Origin of the sequence: Salinicola sp. RZ23 (assembly GCF_003206675.1) — a bacterium.
Classification (GTDB): Bacteria; Pseudomonadota; Gammaproteobacteria; order Pseudomonadales; family Halomonadaceae; genus Salinicola; species Salinicola endophyticus.
Map to the genome: position 1 here is coordinate 50,353 of NZ_PZJK01000001.1, position 18,826 is coordinate 69,178.

The 18,826-nt window shown below is 64.0% G+C and carries 16 protein-coding genes and 1 other RNA gene; 6 read left to right on the forward strand and 11 right to left on the reverse strand.

The genetic code is table 11. The features are described from left to right. Positions 1–147: 147 nt before the first annotated feature. The 3 genes from ubiH to DOM67_RS00240 all read right to left on the reverse strand — a co-directional run bounded on the left by ubiH (position 148) and on the right by DOM67_RS00240 (position 3,472). Positions 148–1,377, reverse strand: a complete 1,230-nt coding sequence (gene ubiH, locus DOM67_RS00230) for a 2-octaprenyl-6-methoxyphenyl hydroxylase (RefSeq protein WP_110673675.1) — start codon at positions 1,375–1,377, stop codon at positions 148–150. 46 nt (positions 1,378–1,423) lie between these two features. Then, complete coding sequence (pepP, locus tag DOM67_RS00235; RefSeq protein WP_232825078.1) at positions 1,424–2,767, reverse strand: Xaa-Pro aminopeptidase; 1,344 nt, start codon at positions 2,765–2,767, stop codon at positions 1,424–1,426. Between the two features lie 87 nt (positions 2,768–2,854). Continuing rightward, complete coding sequence (locus tag DOM67_RS00240; protein WP_110673677.1) at positions 2,855–3,472, reverse strand: UPF0149 family protein; 618 nt, start codon at positions 3,470–3,472, stop codon at positions 2,855–2,857. Between the two features lie 224 nt (positions 3,473–3,696). On the opposite strand from DOM67_RS00240, the gene DOM67_RS00245 reads away from it, so the two are divergent. The 3 genes from DOM67_RS00245 (at position 3,697) to DOM67_RS00255 (ending at position 4,946) form a co-directional block, all read left to right on the forward strand. Next, entirely contained in the window at positions 3,697–4,014 is a 318-nt protein-coding gene (locus tag DOM67_RS00245) for a cell division protein ZapA (RefSeq protein ID WP_110673678.1), read from the forward strand. A 62-nt stretch (positions 4,015–4,076) separates the two neighbouring features. Continuing rightward, positions 4,077–4,262: non-coding RNA, 6S RNA (ssrS, locus tag DOM67_RS00250), on the forward strand. Positions 4,263–4,355: 93 nt separating this feature from the next. After that, positions 4,356–4,946, forward strand: coding sequence for a 5-formyltetrahydrofolate cyclo-ligase (locus DOM67_RS00255; RefSeq protein WP_232825104.1), 591 nt, complete (start codon positions 4,356–4,358; stop codon positions 4,944–4,946). A 546-nt stretch (positions 4,947–5,492) separates the two neighbouring features. On the opposite strand, the gene ilvA is transcribed toward DOM67_RS00255, so the two are convergent. Continuing rightward, positions 5,493–7,028 carry a threonine ammonia-lyase, biosynthetic gene (ilvA, locus tag DOM67_RS00260; RefSeq protein WP_280951028.1) on the reverse strand — a complete coding sequence of 512 codons (1,536 nt, stop codon included), beginning with the start codon at positions 7,026–7,028 and terminating at the stop codon, positions 5,493–5,495. 198 nt (positions 7,029–7,226) lie between these two features. On the opposite strand from ilvA, the gene rpiA reads away from it, so the two are divergent. After that, positions 7,227–7,898, forward strand: a complete 672-nt coding sequence (rpiA, locus tag DOM67_RS00265) for a ribose-5-phosphate isomerase RpiA (RefSeq protein ID WP_110673680.1) — start codon at positions 7,227–7,229, stop codon at positions 7,896–7,898. A 7-nt stretch (positions 7,899–7,905) separates the two neighbouring features. Here rpiA and DOM67_RS00270 read toward each other — a convergent pair whose 3' ends face one another. Next, on the reverse strand, positions 7,906–8,901 hold the full coding sequence (locus DOM67_RS00270) for a 2-hydroxyacid dehydrogenase (protein WP_110673681.1): 996 nt from the start codon (positions 8,899–8,901) through the stop codon (positions 7,906–7,908). An 80-nt stretch (positions 8,902–8,981) separates the two neighbouring features. Here DOM67_RS00270 and DOM67_RS00275 point away from each other — a divergent pair, with 80 nt between their 5' ends. Beyond that, a complete protein-coding gene (locus tag DOM67_RS00275) occupies positions 8,982–9,923 on the forward strand; it encodes a histone deacetylase (RefSeq protein ID WP_232825079.1) in 942 nt (313 codons plus the stop codon). On the opposite strand, the gene DOM67_RS00280 is transcribed toward DOM67_RS00275, so the two are convergent. From DOM67_RS00280 to DOM67_RS00295, 4 genes are all read right to left on the reverse strand, one after another. Then, positions 9,833–10,867 (reverse strand): glycosyl transferase family 90, encoded by a 1,035-nt coding sequence (locus tag DOM67_RS00280; RefSeq protein WP_110673682.1) that lies wholly within the window; start codon positions 10,865–10,867, stop codon positions 9,833–9,835. The genes DOM67_RS00275 and DOM67_RS00280 overlap by 91 nt on opposite strands. Positions 10,868–10,968: 101 nt before the next feature. Continuing rightward, entirely contained in the window at positions 10,969–12,249 is a 1,281-nt protein-coding gene (gene waaA / locus DOM67_RS00285) for a lipid IV(A) 3-deoxy-D-manno-octulosonic acid transferase (RefSeq protein WP_110673683.1), read from the reverse strand. A 6-nt stretch (positions 12,250–12,255) separates the two neighbouring features. Further along, positions 12,256–13,686, reverse strand: coding sequence for a bifunctional D-glycero-beta-D-manno-heptose-7-phosphate kinase/D-glycero-beta-D-manno-heptose 1-phosphate adenylyltransferase HldE (hldE, locus tag DOM67_RS00290; RefSeq protein ID WP_110673684.1), 1,431 nt, complete (start codon positions 13,684–13,686; stop codon positions 12,256–12,258). Further along, a complete protein-coding gene (locus DOM67_RS00295) occupies positions 13,683–14,822 on the reverse strand; it encodes a glycosyltransferase family 9 protein (protein WP_110673685.1) in 1,140 nt (379 codons plus the stop codon). Before DOM67_RS00295 ends, hldE begins: the two co-directional genes overlap by 4 nt. A 372-nt stretch (positions 14,823–15,194) precedes the next feature. On the opposite strand from DOM67_RS00295, the gene DOM67_RS00300 reads away from it, so the two are divergent. Further along, a complete protein-coding gene (locus tag DOM67_RS00300) occupies positions 15,195–15,983 on the forward strand; it encodes a galactosyltransferase Lgt5 (protein ID WP_110673686.1) in 789 nt (262 codons plus the stop codon). A 563-nt stretch (positions 15,984–16,546) separates the two neighbouring features. Here the strand turns inward: DOM67_RS00300 and DOM67_RS00305 are convergent. Together DOM67_RS00305 and DOM67_RS00310 are read right to left on the reverse strand one after the other, a co-directional pair. Next, positions 16,547–17,725, reverse strand: coding sequence for a glycosyltransferase family 4 protein (locus DOM67_RS00305; RefSeq protein ID WP_110673687.1), 1,179 nt, complete (start codon positions 17,723–17,725; stop codon positions 16,547–16,549). Beyond that, positions 17,722–18,750 (reverse strand): capsular polysaccharide synthesis protein, encoded by a 1,029-nt coding sequence (locus DOM67_RS00310; RefSeq protein ID WP_110673688.1) that lies wholly within the window; start codon positions 18,748–18,750, stop codon positions 17,722–17,724. The genes DOM67_RS00305 and DOM67_RS00310 overlap by 4 nt, the downstream gene beginning before the upstream one ends. Positions 18,751–18,826: the final 76 nt, after the last annotated feature.

Here is an 18,826-nt window from a genome sequence, read left to right on the forward strand (position 1 = left end):
CTGAATACATCGACGCGCGAGATGAAGCGCAAGGCGCATGGAACACAGAGCACGGAACATGACAGGGGGTCAGGCGAGTGCTCGAATACCACGCAACACAGCGATTCGCTAGCGCAGGCATTGATGCAGCGTTTCCCTTGCTCGTCGTCATCGCTCTATGCCCATGGCCCGCCTAGCCACCATCCGCTTGAGCGGCCCCAGGGCGTTGAGCCCCCCGAGCCCGATCCCGCGCGCCTGGCCCATCAGCGGATGTGTCAGGCCGAACAGCCGGATCAGACCATCGCTGAAGCGCACGATCTGGCGATAGTCGGCGCTGCGTCGCGCCTCGAACGCCGCCAGCACGCTGGCGTCCCCCGGGGCGCGCCCTTCGGCCAGGGCATCGTTGATCTCGGCAGCCAGGTCCATCACCCCGCGCAGGGCCAGGTTGAAGCCCTGCCCTGCCACCGGGTGCAGCGCATGGGCGGCGTTGCCGAGCACCGCCAGGCCGGGGCGAATCGTCTCGCGCGCGGTGACCAGCGACAGCGGATAGGCGTGGCGCTGGCCGACCCGCTGGAAGCGCCCGGCCCGGTCGCCGAAGGCGTGCTGCAGACGCGCCAGGAAGGCATCATCGGAGAGCGCCAGCGCGGCCTGCTCGGCGCCCTGCTCGAAGGTCCACACCAGTGTCATGCGCCGCCCCGACAGCGGCAGCAGCGCGATAGGCCCGTCGGCACTGAAGCGCTCGAAGGCCCAGCCCTGATGCGCTCGGCTGGTCTCGACAGTGGCGATCAGCGCACTCTGGCCATAGGCGTGGTGCTCGCTCTCGATCCCCAGGCGCTCCTTGAGGCCGGAGCGGCCACCATCAGCGAGTACGGTCAGCCCGGCTTCCACCACCTGACCGTCGTCCAGGGTCAGCCGATAGCCGGCGGACGTGGCATCGAGCGCCTCGACCCGGGCCGGACAGTGCCAGTCGAGTGGCAGCTCGGCGAGCCGACGGTGCAGCACCCGGCCCATCCAGGCGTTGGGAATCACATAGCCCAGGGCCTCGGCGCCGACGTCCTCGGCGTGCAGCCGGGTCACCCCCAGCCGGCCACGCTCGCTGATGTGGATATGCCGGATCGGCGCGGCCTGCGCCGCCATGCCCTCACCCTCCGCCGCCGACCACAGCGCCAGACGTTCGAAATGGCGCCGTGAGCCATAGGCGATGGCGCTGGCACGCACGTCGAAACTCGGCTGCGGACGATCCGCATCGGTGGCGGGCAGCGGCTGGGCCTCGACGATGGCGATGCGCAGCCCCTGCTCGCGGGCCAGCTCGCCCAGCGCGCAGGCCAGACTGGCGCCGACCAGGCCGCCGCCGATGATCGCCACATCGACCTGCGCCAGTTGCGTCGCTTCACTCATGGGCACTCGTCTCCTCCGCACCGGCCAATGATCCCCGGCATCTTGTTCACGCCCGGGCCGCCGCCATCAGCGCTTCGATCTCGTCGGCCGCCTTGGGCACGCCGGCGGTCAGTACCTCGCCACCGTCGGCGGTCACCACCACGTCATCCTCGATGCGGATGCCGATGCCGCGATAGGCCGCGGGGATATCCTCGGCGTCGGGGATGTAGAGCCCCGGCTCGATGGTCAGCACCATGCCCGGCTCGAGTGTGCGCGGCTCGCCGTCGACCCGGTAGCTGCCGACATCGTGCACATCCAGCCCCAGCCAGTGCGAGGTGGAGTGGAGATAGAAGCGTCGGTAGGCCTTGGTCTCGATGCACGCGTCGAGTTCGCCCTCGAGCAGCCCCAGCGCCAGCAGCCCGGCGGTGAGATCACGCACCACGCCATCGTGGATCGCGTCCAGGGTGGTGCCCGGTGCGACCGCGGCCACGGCGCGCGCCTCCGCCGCCAGGACGACGTCGTAGAGCGCGCGCTGGGCCTGGCTGAAGCGGCCGTTGACCGGAAAGGTGCGGGTGATGTCGCCGGCGTAGAGATCGAACTCGGCACCCGCATCGATCAACACCAGGTCGCCGTCGGCCAGCCGGGCGTCATTCTCCACATAGTGCAGCACACAGGCGTTGATGCCGCCGCCGACGATGGTGCCGTAGGCGGGCGAGCGGGCGCCGTGCCAGGCGAACTCGTGCTCGATCGACGCCTGCAGCTGATACTCGAAGCGCCCCGGGCGGCTGTCGCGCATGGCGCGACAGTGGGCCTGGGCGCTGATCTCGGCGGCATGGCGCATCAGCGCCAGCTCACTCTCGCTCTTGGTCAGGCGCAGCTCGTGGATCAGCGCACTGACATCGACGAAGCCGCTCGGGGCCGCCGCGCCGCGCCGCGCGCGCGCCTGCAGCCGGGCGCGGATGCCGTCGGCCAGGGCCATGGCATGGGTATCCGCCAGCGGCAGGTAGAGCGTGCGCCGCCCCTCCAGCAGATCGGCCAGATCGCCGCGACTGGCATTGTCGAAGGCCTGATCCATGCCGTAGTCGCGCACCGCACCCTCGGGGCCGATACGGATGCCGGTCCAGGCCTCTTTCTCGGGGTCCTTCTCCTGGCAGAACAGCAGCGACTCACCGGCCTCGCGGCCGGGCAGCAGCACCAGCAAGGCATCCGGCTCGGGAAAACCGCACAGGTAGTGGAAGTCGCTGTGCTGGCGGAAGGCGTAGTCGCTGTCGTGATTGCGGGTCTTGAGCACGGCGCCGGGCAACAGCACCGCCGAGTCCTGCGGCAGCTCGGCCATCAGGCGCTCGCGCCGGGCGGCATACTCCTCCTGGGTGATCGGGGCGGGCCCGGGGCGCAGGTCCTCTGTCGTCACGGCATCTTGTGTCAAACCAGCGGCTGTCGGCATGCTCTCTCCATGTGCGGTGTTGCGATCGTACAGGGTGGCGATCGTGCGGGCGGCTCAGTGCAGCGTCTGCGTGTCGTCGTCAGTGGTGTCCGCGCCAGCCGAGCTGCCCTGTTCGCTCTGCTCGACCTGGGGCTGGCCGGGGTGCTGCTCGGTATACAGCAGCATCGCTGCCATGCGCGCATGCTCGGTGAGGGCGAACAGATCGTTCTCGTTCTCCGGGTCGTCGTCGATCTCGACCTCGATCGCCGCCAGCTGGCCGAGATCCTCGAGCGCTTCTCGCAGTGGGCTCGACCAGCGTTCGTAGGTCTCGCCATCGACTTCGTTGACCACTTCGGTGAAGCCCTGCACCCACTCCTTGAGCCCCTGGGCACGCTCGCCCAGCGAGAACAACTCGTCGGGCAGCAGCGGCTCGAAGTTGAGCTCTGCCGCAGCCAACGCGTCCAGAGTCTGGCGCCGCCAGCCCAGCAGCACGTCGGCATCCTCGCGGCTCTCCGGCTGCTCGACGTTGAGCGCCAGGCTCACCTCCTCCAGCCAGCGCTCGGCGCTCAGGTCCTCGAGCGCCAGCTCGGCACACAGCCGACCATCGAAGAAGGCCGGTGACTGCAGGCTGCCATGGGCCAGGAATACATTGGCGACGGTGGAGAAATCGAGTTGCTCGTTGATGATCGACATGTCGGCATCCGTGGTGGCGGGCCGCCCTGCGGCCCGCGCCGGCAGCGCGTTGACCGGGTGTGGGCGGCTCTCTATAGTGACTGATCAATCGCGGCGGCCGAGGGCCAGCGGCGCCTGCGACCGCAGCCCCAGCGTCGTCGCCGGCGGCCATCAGCATAGCCGCTGGCGCCGCGAATCCCCCCATTTTACCCGATCGGTCTTCAAGGCCCACCCCGGAGCGAACCATGAGCGACACGTCTCGCCCGACCACCGAAGTGACCCTTTTGGGCAAACCCTACGTGATCGCCTGCCCGCCGGAAGAGCAGGAGCAGTTGAAGCGCGCCGCGCGCTACCTCGATCGCGCCATGCATGGCATCCACTCCCGCGGCAAGGTGCTGGGCGCAGAGAAGATCGCAATCATGGCGGCGCTCAACATCACCCACGAGCTGCTCAGCGCGCTGGATGCCAACCGCGCCGGCGAGCAGAACTTGAGCGAGCTGGGTGAACGCCTGGAGCGCGCCCTGAGCGGTATCGGCACCGACACGGCGAACGCCTCCCGTTGAGCCGCCAGCCCGCCGGCGGCGATTGCGATTGGGCAACGCCGCCCCCTCTGCTACGATAGAGTCGTTCCCTGGGGTGTGCGCCAGTCGTTACAAGTCCCTCGAGCCTATGCGCAGTACCCAGGGGGCCAATAGCTAGGCAGGCCCGTGTGCATGTCCGCGCGACGGAAAGCCTAACGGCCTGCCTGCGGCCACCCACCTTGAACCAATGGGTTCAAGGGCCAGAACGACAGCGGCACTCTGGGGAACTCTTCTTGTCTTCGACGTCGATCACCAGCGCTCTCGATGACGGGTCCACCGCTGACGGACCCACCGCGCTTGCCCTCTCGGGCGATCGGCGTCGCCTGCGGCGCGACCTGCGCCGCGCGCGCCGGGCGCTGAGCCCGCACCAGCAGCGCATCGCCTCGCGCGCGCTGTGTCGGCGCCTGCGCCGGCTGCCGGAGCTCCAGCGCGCCCGCCGTGTGGCGCTCTATCTGCCCAACGATGGTGAAATCGACCCCACCCCGCTGATCGCCTGGCTGCGACGGCGTGGCGCCGAGGTCTACCTGCCGGTGCTGCGCCCGCTGGTCGAGAACCGACTGTGGTTCGTGCGCTACGACAGCGACACACGCATGCGCCGCAACCGCTTCGGCATCGCCGAGCCACACACCCGCTTCGGTGCCAGACGCCAACGACGGCTGCCGGCCTGGGCGCTCGATACCGTGCTGATGCCACTGGTGGGATACGATGGGGCCGGTGAGCGTATCGGCATGGGCGGCGGCTTCTACGACCGCACCTTCGCCTTCACCCGCCTGCGCCGCCCGGCGCCACGACTGATCGGCCTGGCCCACGCCTGCCAGCGGGTGACGGCGCTGCCCGTGGCCGCCTGGGACGTACCGCTGAATGCGATCGTCAGCGACCGCGAGGTGCTCCGCCCGCAGCCGCACCAAGGGTAGAAACGGCGACGGCCGGTAGCGCGCAAGTCGCTACCGGCCGTCGTGCGATCAGTGCCCTCCGGCGGGCGATCACTGATCGGGCGTATCGAGTCGATCTGGTCTATCTACTTACCGGCCACTATCGGCCACTACCGGCGAGCGCACGACCCGCGGGTGTGCCTGCCGTATTACCGTATTGATATAGCCTCAAGCGCCGAGCAGCGTCTGCGCATACCCCGTCGCAACCACACCCACGCCGAAAATCAGTACCAGTGCCATGACCAGGTCGGGCTTGCGTTTCATTTCGACTCCCAGAGATTCGGTTCGGTCTCCGCCCCCGCGGCGACGCGCACGACTATAGGGTTAGGCTAAAAGCTTGACAAGACGCTTGCCAGGCAGACTACCCCCCTTTTTCGTTACTGAAGATTATCGGTTGTTACCGAAAAAGGTTTAGCCCGAATTAACCCCGAAAAAGAGGCTATTTCATCGTCGTGAAAACGCCGCTGGCCTCATGCAGAGACCCGCGGCGTGAGAGATGGCGAAGGCAACAGGACCGCGCGGGGACGTTCAGGCCATGAACAGCCGATAGGCGGTATTGTCGGTCTCTTTCCAGTAGCGGTAGCCAATCCGATCGAAGTGCTCCTCGGCGTGGGCCCGGTCACCGTTGGGCATCTGCAGCCCGACCAGCACGCGACCGTAGGCGGCGCCATGGTTGCGGTAGTGGAACAGCGAGATATTCCAGTCGGCGGGTAGATGGGTCAGGAAGTTCATCAGCGCACCGGGACGCTCGGGGAACTCGAAGCGATAGACCTCCTCCGAGAAATCGACCTTGGGCCGGCCGCCGCCGAGGTGGCGAATATGCAGCTTGGCCAGTTCGTTATCGGTGAGATCCTCGACCGGATAGTCCGCGTCGCGCAGCTTTTGGATCACCTCGGCGCGATCCTCGCCACCCGGCTTGACCTGCACACCGACGAAGATATGCGCGCGGTCGTCATCGGCGTAGCGGTAGTTGAACTCGGTCACCATGCGCCGCCCGATGGCGCGACAGAACTGCTTGAAGCTGCCCGGGCGCTCGGGGATCTCGACCGCCAGAATCGCCTCGCGCTGCTCGCCGAGTTCGGTGCGCTCGGCGATGTGCTGGAGCCGGTCGAAATTGATGTTGGCGCCGGAGTTGATGCATAACAGTGACTGGTCGCGCACCTGGGTCTGCTGCACGTACTTCTTGAGCCCGGCCAGCGACAGCGCCCCGGAAGTCTCCGCGACCGCGCGGGTGTCATCGAAGGTGTCCTTGACCGCGGCGCACATCTCGTCGGTGTTGACGGTAATGACGCCATCCACGGTGTGGCGCAGGATCTCGAACGGCGCCTCGCCGATCTGGGCCACCGCCACCCCCTCGGCGAACACGCCGACCTGATCCAGCACCACCCGTTCGCCGGCCTCCAGCGCCGCCTTGAGACAGGCCGAATCCTCCGCCTCGACGCCGTAGACCTTGACCTCCGGGCGCAGATACTTGATGTAGGCAGCGACCCCGGCCAGCAGCCCGCCGCCACCCACCGGCACGAATACCGCATCCAGCGGCCCGGAGTGCTGGCGCAGGATCTCCATCGCCACGGTGCCCTGACCGGCAATGACGTCGTTGTCGTCATAGGGCGGAATATAGGTGTAGCCGTGCTCGGCGATCAGCGTCTTGGCGTGTGCCAGCGCCTCGCCGAAGGCGTCTCCCTTGAGTACCACCTTGGCGCCCCAGCCACGCACCGCGGCCACCTTGATCTCGGGTGTCACCCGGGGCATCACGATCACCGCCTTGACACCCATCTGGCGCGCCGCCATCGCCAGCCCCTGGGCGTGATTACCGGCCGAGGCGGCGATCACACCCTTCTCCTTCTGGGTCTCGTCGAGCTGCGCCATCTTGTTGTAGGCACCGCGAATCTTGAACGAGAACACCGGCTGCAGATCTTCGCGCTTGATCAGAATGCGATTGCCGAAACGGCGCGAGAGCGAGGGCATGGGCGAAATGGGGGTCTCCCGGGCCGCTTCGTAGACGCGGGCCTGGAGGATCTTCTTGACGATGTCTTCGAGTAGCATTGAGGTGTCCTGGCGTATCGCACCACAGGTGGCTGCCTGAGCGCGCCGCGGAGAGCCCGGCGGCGGCGATGAACGTGGCGGATCGACATTGTTAACAGACGCCAGCCCCGAGCGTCCAGCGTTAACAGATGCCCGCCCCGCGCGTCAGCGCCATCGGCAGCGCAGGCGGCTTGCTCTATACTGGCGGCTCTCTTTTGCCAGCCTGCCAGAGCCGACATGACCCAGGACGACCTCAAACGCGCGGTGGCCGCCGCGGCGCTCGAAGACATCGATAGCCTGCTGACGCCGGATGCGGTGATCGGCATCGGTACCGGCTCCACCGCCAACCACTTCATCGACCTGCTCGCCGCACGGCGCCACGATTTTCGCGGTGCCGTGGCCAGCTCGGAGGCCAGCGCGCAGCGCCTGAAGGCCAACGGGATCGACGTGCTCGAACTCAACCACGTGGGCACGGTGCCGGTCTATGTGGATGGTGCCGACGAAGTCGATGGCCGCCTGCGCATGATCAAGGGCGGCGGTGCTGCGCTCACCCGCGAGAAGGTCGTCGCCGCCTGCGCCGAGCGCTTCGTCTGCATCGCCGATGCCAGCAAGCGGGTAGAGGTGCTAGGCGGCTTCCCGCTGCCGGTCGAGGTAATTCCCATGGCGCGCTCCTACGTCGCCCGTGAGATGGTCAAGCTCGGCATCACGCCGGTCTACCGCGATGGCGTGCTGACCGACAACGGCAACCGCATTCTGGATGGCTACGACAAGCTGTTCGATGATCCGGAAGCGATGGAAGCGGCCCTCGATGCCATCGTCGGCGTGGTCACCAACGGCCTGTTCGCCAAGCGCCCGGCCGACGTGCTGCTGCTCGGCGGCGCTGCGGGGGTCGAGCGCTTCACCCGCTGAGACCGAGTCAGAGCCGATTGGGACACTCCAGATCGCGGTCATAGGCGACCAGATTGGCGCAGGTGACCTGCGCGATCTCGTCCAGCGCCTCGGCGGTGAAGAAGCCCTGGTGGCCGGTGATCAGTACATTGGGGAAGCTGGCCAGTCGGGCGAAGACGTCGTCTTCTATGATCTCCGCCGAGTGGTCGCGGAAGAACAGCTCGCTCTCCTGCTCGTAGACGTCGATCGCCAGCGCGCCGAGCTGGCGCGACTTCAGCGCGGCGATCACCGCCGGGGTATCGATCAGCGCCCCGCGCGAAGTATTGACCAGCATGGCACCGGGCTTCATGCCGTCCAGCGCGGCGGCGTCGATCAGGTGGTGGGTCGCCTCGTTCAGCGGGCAGTGCAGCGAGACGATATCCGAACGCGCCAGCAGTGCCGCCAGCGGCACGCTCTCGCCGTAGGCCTCGAAGGCGGCCGCAGGGGCGGGATCGTAACCCAGCACCTCGCAGCCCAGCCCGTGCAGGATACGCGCCATGGCCAGGCCGATGCGCCCGCTGCCGACCACGCCTGCGGTCTTGCCGTGCAGGGTCACCCCGAGCAGCCCGTCGAGGGCGAAATTGCCCTCGCGCACCCGGTTGTAGGCGCGGTGGGTCTTGCGGTTGAGGGTCATGATCATGGCCAGCGCGTGTTCGGCCACCGCCTCCGGCGAGTAGGCCGGCACCCGCGCCACGAACAGCCCGAGTCTTCTTGCGGCCACCAGATCGACGTTGTTGAAGCCGGCGCAGCGCAGCACCACGGCACCCACGCCCTGGGCGGCCAGGGCTTCGAGCACGGCCGCTTCGAGGGCGTCGTTGACGAACACGCAGACCGCGTCGCTGCCCGCCGCCAGCGCCACCGTCTGCCGGGTCAGCGCGACGGACTGGTAGTGCCACTCGATCCCGGCATCGGCAAACTGGGTGGCGCCGACCGCGTCGAGAAAACGACGGTCGTAGGGCTGGGCACTGTAGACGGTGACTCGCATGGCAACGCTCGCACGGCAATCGAAGAGCCCCTATCGTAATCGATCCCCATGGCCTCACCAGTGACAGGACGCCGCAACCCGTGACCCGGCCTCTCGCCCCGCTGCCGCTCATCCACCACCCGGGCTACAGCTGCGCCTGGCCAGAGCGTCATCCTTTCCCCATGGCCAAGTTCCGCGTGCTGCGCGAACACCTGACGGCACAGGGTTTCGACCATCACCCGGCGGTACGCTGGATCACCCCCGGCCCGGCAGCCAGCGACTCGCTGCTGCGGGTGCACACCCCGGAGTACCTGCAACGCTTCGCCCTGGGCGACACCAGCCCGTCGCGGCGCACGCCCAGCGGCTTCCCCTGGTCACCGGCGCTGGTGACACGCACCCTGCTCGAGGTCGGCGGCACGCTGGCCACGGTGGAGGCGGCGCTGCGCGAGGGTCTGGCCCTGAACACCGCCGGCGGCACCCATCACGCCTACCCGGATCGCGCCAGCGGCTACTGTCTGCTCAACGACCTGGCGGTCGCTGCACGTCATCTGCTCACGGTGCACGGTCTGGAACGCGTGCTGATCGTCGACTGCGACGTGCACCAGGGCGACGGCACGGCCTGGATCTTCCGCCACGAATCACGGGTGTTCACCCTCTCGCTCCACGGCGCCGACAATTTCCCCTTCACCAAGCAGTGCAGCGACCACGACCTGGCCCTGCCGCGTGGCACCGGCGACGACGCCTATCTCGCCGCGTTGAGCGCAGCGCTCGAGCAGGCTCTGACCCAGTTCGCGCCGCAGTGCGTGCTCTACGACGCCGGGGTCGACGTACATACCGACGATCGCCTGGGGCATCTGTGTCTGGGCGACGCGGGTCTGTTGGCGCGGGATCGCCTGGTACTCACCCGCTGTCGCCGTGCAGGCATCCCCGTGGCGGGGGTGATCGGTGGCGGTTACGACCGTGACCTGAATGCACTCGCCGGACGGCACGCCCAGCTGTTCCAGGCCGGGCTGGCCACCCTCGAGCTCGCGGGATCCAGCTGACCCGAGAGCACCAGATACTTGTGCATCACCAAAAGCCCCAGCAGCAGCTCCTGGCGCGGGTCGCGAAACTGCGCAACATGGGCGTTGGCCCGGCGCACGATCGCCTCGGCCTCGGCGGGGTGGGCATCGTAGTAGGCCATCTGGGCTTCCATGTCGCTGCAGTCCTCCGCCAGCGGCACATAGTGCACGTAGGGTTCGAGCGTGCCCTCCATGAACCAGGTCTCGAAGCGCGGCGGCGGCATGAAGCAGAGGGAGTTGGAGGCGAGAATCCACTTGAGGTTGGTCGCCACGTCCTTGCCTTCGAGGCTCAGCACGTAGCGATAGCGCAGCTGTTCACGGATCGACAGATAGGGCCGATAGTCGCGTTGATGGCGGCGTTTGGGGTTGCTCTGGCCGATATCCATGCGTGGATGGTCGCAGAACTCCCGCAGCACCGCGGCGCGATGCGCATGGAAACACTTGCCCCGCCACACCACGCCCGAACGCTTGTCGCGAAACGCCAGACGGTCATCGACGAACTGGAAATGACGCACGCTGTTGAGCTTGAGCAGCACGCCGTTGGCATTGCTGGGCGGCGTGGCGCGACAGATCGGGCGGCTCTTGACCAGCGTGGGCCGCTCCGGCACCCAGGTGACGTCGCCGAAACGGTAATCGAAGCAGTGCTGCGGCGCGAAGTGGCGCACGATCTGCTTGGCGTCGAGATAGTAGGCACCACGCCGCTCGTAGTGGAAGTCACCGACGGCGACCGCACCTTCGCTGGGGTCGAACGCCTCCCCCATGCGGTTGTAGTAGTCGACGCGTGAGGCGAGCCGCTGCCACGTCGGCTCGGAGAGGCTATCCAGCCACTGCGCCAGACGCCGACGATAGTACGCATCGGGGATCAGCAGACGCGCGGCACCAGCGCTGTAGAAGCGCAGCTTGCGGCTCTTGAAGCGGATATCCATCGGCGGTCACCGGCAGCGATTCCTAGTCAAGGACGATTGTCGGGGTCGGGCATGACAAGCATCTGACAGGCATCGGGGCACGGTACTACCCGCCCCGAGCGTCAACGGCCGTGGGTGGTATCCGTCAGGTAGGCGGCGAGACGCTGGCGCGTGGCGGCGAGCGCGCCGCGGTTGGCAGCGACCACCTGGCGGCCGGCAGCACCCAGCCGCTCGCGCCGCGGGGCATCGTCGAGCAGCGCCGCCACCGCCTGTCCCAGGGCCTCACCATCAGTGACTTCGCAGCGCGCCTCGTGCTCGGCCAGGGTGTCGGCGATCTCACGCAGGTTGTCGAGGTGGGGCCCGCTCACCACCGCCACGCCAAGGGCAGCGGGCTCGAGCAGGTTGTGGCCGCCGACCGTCACCAGCGAGCCGCCGACGAAAGCGACATCGGCGCAACCGTAGAGCTTGATCAGATCGCCCATGGTGTCGCCCAGCAGCAGCGTGGTCTCGGCATCCACCCGGGCGCCGGCACTGAGCCGCACCAGGCGCTCGCCGGCGGCCTCGCACAGCTCGGCCACGGCCTCGAAGCGCTGGGGATGACGCGGCACCAGGATCAGCAGCGCTTCGGGAAGATGGCGCCGCACCTGGGCATGGGCGGCGAGCACCTGCTCATCCTCGCCCGGGTGGGTGGAACCAGCGATCCAGACCGGTCGCGGCCCCCAGCGCTGGCGCAGGCGACGGCTGGCCGCCAGCACGCTCTCGTCGACATTGAGATCGAACTTGAGCGCACCGGTCATCGCCACCGCCTCGGGACGCGCCCCCAGGGCCCGGAAGCGCTCGGCATCGCTTTGCGACTTCGCCCCAACCCAGTCGAGCGGCGCGAGCATGCCGCGACACAGCGCGCCGAGACGCCGATAGAGCCGGAAGGCGCCTGGACTGAGGCGCGCGTTGGCCACCGCCACCGGCACGCCGCGGCGGTAACAGGCCGCCAGCAGATTGGGCCACAGCTCGGTCTCGGCGATGATCGCCAGGCGCGGATTGATACGCGCGACGAAGCGCCGGGTCGCACCGGGGAAATCGAGCGGCAGGAAGTGGTGGCGCACGCGGTCGCCGAAGGTCTGCTGCAGCTGCCGAGCCCCGGTGGCGGTCATGGTGGTGACGATCAGGGCGTGATCGGGATAGTCATCGAGCAGGGCGCGAATCAGCGGGGTGGCGGTGACCACCTCGCCGACCGAGGCCGCATGCAGCCAGAGACAGCGGTGAACGCCCACCGCGGGCACGTAGCCGAGCCGCTCGCGACGCGGGTGAGTGGGCAGCCACTCACGCCACACCCGCCACCAGATCAACGGTGCGAGCAGATAGAGCAGCAGCGAGTAGAGCCGCCGTGCCAGCCGGGGAGACATCGCCGCTCAACGCTCGCGGTCGAGAATGGTATCGATCATGGTGGTGGTCGAGACGCCATCCTCGAACCCCAACACGCGTACCTCGCCGCCGTTGGCGACCACCGCCGCTCCGCCGGCGATCTGCTCGGGCAGGTAGTCGCCGCCCTTGACCAGCAGGTCGGGCAGCACCGCCTCGATCAGCCGCGCCGGGGTGTCCTCGGCAAAGCCCACCACCCAGTCGACCGCGGCCAGCCCAGCCAGCACCTGGGCGCGTCGCGCCAGGGTGTTGATCGGTCGCTTGGGCCCCTTGAGCCGGGCCACCGAAGCGTCGTCGTTGACCGCCACGATCAACCGGTCACCGAGCTTGCGCGCCTGCTCCAGGTAAGCCACGTGGCCGGCGTGGAGAATGTCGAAGCAGCCGTTGGTCATCACCACCCTATCGCCACGCGCCTGGGCTGCCCGCACCGCTGCGATCAGGGGGGCTTCGGCGATCACGCCGAATTCGGCCAGCTTGTCGCCGTGCAGTGCGGTGTAGAGCTCGGCCACCGAGAGCACCGCGGTGCCGGGCTTGGCCACTACCAGGCCGGCGGCCAGATTGGCCAGCATCACCGCCTCGCCGAAACCATGCCCGGCGGCCAGGGCCAGCCCCAGCACGCCGATCACGGTGTCGCCGGCCCCGGTGACGTCGTAGACCTCACGCGCATGGGTCGGCAGATGCAGCGGCGCGTACCCCTCGCGGATCAGCGTCATGCCACGCTCGCTGCGGGTCACCAGCAGCGCTTCCAGCGCCAGTTCGGCGCGCAGCCGCTCGCCCTTCTCGGCCAGCTCGGCATCACTGGCGCAGGGGCCGACGATCGCCTCGAACTCGCCCAGATTGGGGGTGATCACGCTGGCGCCGCGGTAGCGGGTGAAGTCGCCGCCCTTGGGGTCCACCAGCACACGCTTGCCCGCCGCCCGTGCCGTGGCGATCAACTGCTCGACCCGGTTGAGGCTGCCCTTGCCGTAGTCGGAGAGAATCACCACTTCGGCCTCGGTCAGCGCCTGCTCGACCTGGGCGCCGAGCGGTGCGGTATCGACGTTCCACAGCGAGCTCTCGAAATCGAGACGGATCAGCTGCTGGTTACGGCTCATCACCCGCAGCTTGGTGATCGTCGGCACCTCGGGGCTACGCTGGAAGTGAGTGCTCACATTGGCGGCATCCAGCGCGCGCTCGAGACGCTCGGCGTTGTCGTCATCGCCGACCACGCCGGCGAGACTCGCCCGCCCGCCCAATGCCGCGATATTGAGCGCCACGTTGGCCGCGCCGCCCGGGCGATCATCGGCCTCCTCAACCTTGACCACCGGCACCGGCGCCTCGGGCGAAATGCGCGACGTGCCGCCATGCCAGTAGCGGTCGAGCATCACGTCACCGACCACCAGCAGACGGGCGTGCTCGAGCTGGGAAAGATCGACTTTCATGCGTTGGGCTCCCTGTCGTCCTGGGTCGCCGGCCCATCCTCAGGCCGGTGAATCCCGCCATCATCCCTATTCATCGCGGTCTCCGCCAGCAGCCGATCCAGTTGACCAACCACGTCATCGAGGGTGATCAAGCTCATGGCATCGGCATGACGCACGCGGGTGCCCCAGTTCACCGACTCCGGAGTCTGGTGCAGATAGTGCGCCAGCGCATCGGGATAGCGGTCGACCACGTGGCGACGCCAGCAGTAAGGTGCGGCGCGATCCGGGTTGGTGGTGGCGTAGAGCCCCAGCGTCGGTGTACCCAGGGCGTTGGCCATGTGCACCGGGCCGGAGTCCGGCGCGATCACGGCACGGGCGCGATCGAGCAGCGCCAGGAGTCCCTTGAGCGAGGTACGCCCAATCGCATCGACGATCTCGACCTGCGGGCAGAGACGCCGAATCTGCTCGCCCATCTCGCGCTCCTGGGGGCTGCCCCCGCCGCTCAACACGCTGACCAGGCCGTGGCGCTCCCAGGCATGCGCGATCACCGCGGCATAGCCTTCGGCCGACCAGTTGCGGAAATTGCGCAGCCGCGGATTGGCACAAGGGCTGATCACCAGATAGGGCGCTTCACCGCTGAGGCGGGCGGCCTCGATATAGGCGGCGTCGGGGATCGGCAGCGACCAGTCGAGCGAGGTGTCCTCGACCCCCAGCAGACGGGCGAAATCCATGAACGATTCGAGTACGTGGGCGCGCGGGTGCGGCGCCAGCTGGCGCTGGGTGAACCAGTGCTGCCAATCCTTGGCCCGCGCCTTGTCGTAGCCCACGCGCAGGTCACACTCAAGCCCCAGCGACAGCGCGCTGGCCCGCAGCGCCTGCTGCATGTGCAGCAACACGTCGAAGCGCGTGCCGCGCAGTTGGCGCCAGATCTGGCGCATGCCGCCGAAGCCGGTAGCCTTGTCGTAGACCACGAACTCGACACCAGAGAGCCCCTCGAGCAGCGCGTGCTCGGTCTTGCCCACGATCCAGGTGATACGCGCATCCGGCCACTGGCGCTGCAGGGCACGCACCGTGGGCACCAGATTGCACACGTCGCCCAGCGCCGACAGGCGCAGAATGGCGATATGGCGGGGATGTGCCGGGAGGGAGTGTTTCATGTGCGGGATCTATCCGAGATTAGCCTTATGGGCTAGTCTATCAGAATAGGCCGCCAACAGTTTATCCCACTCTTTTGGTATTGCCGGAAGCTCTCTTTCCTTTACGGAGACAAGGTAGGATGGCCGATGTCTAACTACAGGAACTGGCTTCAGTATACTCATAGACTTGTCCGCTTCCCCAAAACCCGACATCCATACCCGCACAGCGCTAGAGACACACTATAAAAAAGTATGGCATGGGAACTCGGAACATATAAACCCAACACTGACCATCGGCAAGTCTACGCATGCCAATCACTTCCCTTGGCTCTTCCCTATCGATACAATAAGACCGCCACTTTCGCAAACAACAGTGAAGCGTAACGACTCCTTATGAAACCAACAGACAAACTTCCTGTAATTCATGCACTATGGATAGGGGATAAGTTAGGCCTTATCGCTGCGGCCTGCCTGAGGTCCTTCGTTGAACAAGGACACGAAACGGTCCTACACTGTTACCATCCTATTCAGGATATTCCAGAGGGAGTCTCGACACGCGACGCTAACGAAACAATTCCAGAGAAATTTATTTTCAAGCATAAAAAATCTGGAAGCTATGCGGTCTTTTCAGACTTATTCACGTACGAACTACTGAACAACCAGGCTGGCATCTACGTAGACTGCGATGTTTTCTGCATTGCCCCACTCACCATCCCTCACCACGGCTATCTCTTGGGATACGAGGACGATCAACAGATAAACTGTGCGGTGCTCGCGGCACCCATAGGCAGTGACTTTCTTAATGCCCTGCTAAACATATCACGCGATGCTGAATTCATTCCACCTTGGCTGTCCGAGAGAAAACAAAAAAAATTAAAATTGCGTAAGGCACTCGGATTTTCCGCATCCAGAGATAGCATGAAGTGGGGCACCACTGGCCCGGCTGCACTGACCTACTATGCCAAGATCTACGGCATTCAAGACCTAGCTCAACCGGTCGACAAATTTTACCCACTTGAATGCCACCGCACAAAACTACTTCTGGATCCCGAGCTTTCTGTGGAGGATATAGTTACAAGCCGGTCTTCTTGCATCCATCTGTATAATGAAAAATTCAAGAAACATGATATTTCAAACATTCCACCAACATCGCCGCTGGGTCGAATGCTGCGCTTCGCCTGAACTCTTCAACAACATAGCAGACAGCTAAAAACATAGCCAAGTGTGGCACAGCCAGCACCCAGCATATGCAGCGTGCCTCCTTGCAATAGCTTAGCATCCACTAAAGAAATGTCTAACCATCTTTTTAAGGAACCCTCGCCACTCAGCCCAACAAAGCCGCCTTTTTACAGAAAGCCTCTAGCGGCAGGCCGATCCACAATGCAACACTAAGAGCGCTATGCCATGAAAACTCTATATCTAGTAGCCAAGCCGACCAAACTAAAGAAAACTGACTAAAGGCGAAACCGACCCACTATTGACTTGGCAGGGGCCATACGAGCAAACACTCGCAGTCCTCGTCAGTGAGCGTTCACCTCAAATCTCATATTTGTACTATTCATCCAAAACTCATGTCAACAAGGACCTTTCAAAGTCGATGCGAGGCAAGTTTTCCGATAACACCCAGGCCCTACATTATTTCAATGGTTTTGCCGCGGGACCGGCCCGCAGATTAAGACCCAACTAAACTTCCGGGCTCACCTCATCTGAACCGCATCATTAAAAACAGCCATCACTAGTTAGCATCAGCTGCCTTTGGTCAAGGCTGCAATGATCTCACTACAATATCTTGAAAAATGAAAGCGTCGCCTAGATTCAAAAAGCGCTTTTTGACTAAACGCCTGAAGAAGGTCGACATTAGCTAGCAGTCCAGCAGACTTCTCTGCTAATTGTACGGGATCTATAGCCATGGGACTTCTCAATTGATCCAACTCCGGATCGTAGACTTGATACCCTAAAAGACCTGAAACATTCTGAAGCCACGGCCTTGACTTCAACTCTTGTGTACAAGGTATCGTAAAACCATTCTCTCTTTCACTTATTTGTTCTGGCAGACCATCGACACGACTGCCAACAACAGGAACGCCATAGGATAATGCTTCCAGCGTCACTAGGGGGCAGGGATCTCTAAGGGTTGGATTCCAAAATAATGATAAGGACTGATAAAAGCTGGCCATGTCTGCAACATGCCCCAACAGCTTGACTCTTTTTTCTAGCCCCAGCGCCTCAACTTCACGAAGCAGCTCGCCTTGCTGACTCCCAGTTCCTGCAATATGCAACTCCACGTCAAAACCCGAGTCGACGAGTTGCCTCAACGCCCGAATCCCAATAGCCATCCCTTTAAGCGGGGTCAAGCGACCAGCCATTCCAATAACAACCCTTGGCTGTAGAGCAGCCTTAGCAATAAAACCTTCTACGTCGCCTCCATCTTCAATCAAATACCGTCTTGAAGGATTGAAACAAACTTGAATGGGCATATCATCCAGCCCAAATCTCAATTGCATAACCCTCTTATTGGCCTGCGACACACACACTATACGATCTACATTAGAAAGCCACTCTCTTGCTATATCTTCACCAATACTCCATGAAACACCATGATCATAGTGTACCACTTGACCACCGGCGCGCCTGATACCTCTGGCGATGTCCGACCCCTTGTATTGGGACCACGAAACGAGAAGTTCCCCACTACAACCCAGATAAGAATCTCGCAACGTCTGCAGCTTACTAGGCACCCGCAAGCCAAGCACTGACTTGCGACGTTTCCAACTCTTGATTGGAGGCAAGAAGCCGCTGAGCGACCGGGGAATGCGCGAAGTTAAAATCACATTGTGCTCAGCACTCCAAGCAGCGACCAAATTAAAAAACATGATTTCCGTGCCGGCCAGCTCTTTCAATCGAATGAAGTGTTTTACCTTCATACTCCGACCTCCACAGAACTTCGATCGCTTTTGCCGCGACTCATACGAGCCAAAAGGAGCGCTTTTCGGACCTGATAGCCTCTACTCTCTTGATGGTGGCTCTTGTAGCTTTCCTTGGAAGCCACTAAGCCACTCAAACCAACGCACTCAAGATTCGCTTGACATCGATTTTCTGAAAGAAAATACTGCCTTACTTTTTCAGGACTCCAAGCCTTTCGAGTTGCCTTATTGAACAAATACCCTGTAATAAAGTAAGGCACGAATCCTTTCCGCTCGGCATCTTCGACTTCTTCCAGGCAAATGGGGCTACCATGATTTTTTCTCACACCGGCTTTCTGTAGACATTTACGGCTATTGGACACATAAAGTGCTCTTCGTCTATCACGAAAGAGGTGCATCACCAGTAGCTCGAAGACACGTTGAATGACAGGGTCGCCACGTTTCGCCGCGATGAACCAGAATTCGATCGGGCGCGTGACGACGGCTTCTCGGCGAAAGGTATAGAAACCGAATTCATCGACGAGCGCAGGCATCCAGGTCTTGAGAGGCTTCAGGCAGAAAAGCGTTGCATCCGCCCAGACCCCGCCAAAGCGACTCAACAAATAAAGGCGCAGCACATCGACCTTCGTCGCCACCTTTAGGCGCACGCGACAGAGTTCAAAGGCAGCCATGAAATCGAACCCCAAGTGCGCCTCCATCGTGTCATCGCTCAGCAGCCTGACATCGTAATCTGGATTCATCACTTGCCAAGATCTCACGCTCAGCTGCACAACCTCGGGAGCCTGCTCCAGCGGCGCATGCCAGTACATCCAGATGATTTTCGAACAGGTGCCAGGACTTTCACGCCTCTCGGCCGCGGCGAGAATGGCGGTGGCGGCCCGACGAGCGTGCGTATCGGCCTGCGCCTTTCCGACATGGCCAATGCCGTGGACCTGGCAGTAGCGTCTATCCAGCCAGGCGCTATACCGCCTAAACCAGAATCCCTTGCGCTCGAAAGCGTGACTCGCTAACCATCGATTCAACATCGAAAACTCATCTGCCTATCGTTTCATCGTCTGTAAAGGGCCTTTGCCATGCGGTATGGCAACAGAGTGGTATTGC

Coding starts and splice junctions, on each gene's coding strand:
- DOM67_RS00305 (WP_110673687.1), bottom strand. CDS start 17,725: ATGAAGGTAAAACACTTCATTCGATTGAAAGAGCTGGCCGGCACGGAA.
- DOM67_RS00310 (WP_110673688.1), bottom strand. CDS start 18,750: ATGTTGAATCGATGGTTAGCGAGTCACGCTTTCGAGCGCAAGGGATTC.
- rpiA (WP_110673680.1), top strand. CDS start 7,227: ATGACCCAGGACGACCTCAAACGCGCGGTGGCCGCCGCGGCGCTCGAA.
- ubiH (WP_110673675.1), bottom strand. CDS start 1,377: ATGAGTGAAGCGACGCAACTGGCGCAGGTCGATGTGGCGATCATCGGC.
- DOM67_RS00270 (WP_110673681.1), bottom strand. CDS start 8,901: ATGCGAGTCACCGTCTACAGTGCCCAGCCCTACGACCGTCGTTTTCTC.
- DOM67_RS00280 (WP_110673682.1), bottom strand. CDS start 10,867: ATGGATATCCGCTTCAAGAGCCGCAAGCTGCGCTTCTACAGCGCTGGT.
- DOM67_RS00240 (WP_110673677.1), bottom strand. CDS start 3,472: ATGTCGATCATCAACGAGCAACTCGATTTCTCCACCGTCGCCAATGTA.
- hldE (WP_110673684.1), bottom strand. CDS start 13,686: ATGAAAGTCGATCTTTCCCAGCTCGAGCACGCCCGTCTGCTGGTGGTC.
- DOM67_RS00245 (WP_110673678.1), top strand. CDS start 3,697: ATGAGCGACACGTCTCGCCCGACCACCGAAGTGACCCTTTTGGGCAAA.
- DOM67_RS00300 (WP_110673686.1), top strand. CDS start 15,195: ATGAAACCAACAGACAAACTTCCTGTAATTCATGCACTATGGATAGGG.
- DOM67_RS00295 (WP_110673685.1), bottom strand. CDS start 14,822: ATGAAACACTCCCTCCCGGCACATCCCCGCCATATCGCCATTCTGCGC.
- waaA (WP_110673683.1), bottom strand. CDS start 12,249: ATGTCTCCCCGGCTGGCACGGCGGCTCTACTCGCTGCTGCTCTATCTG.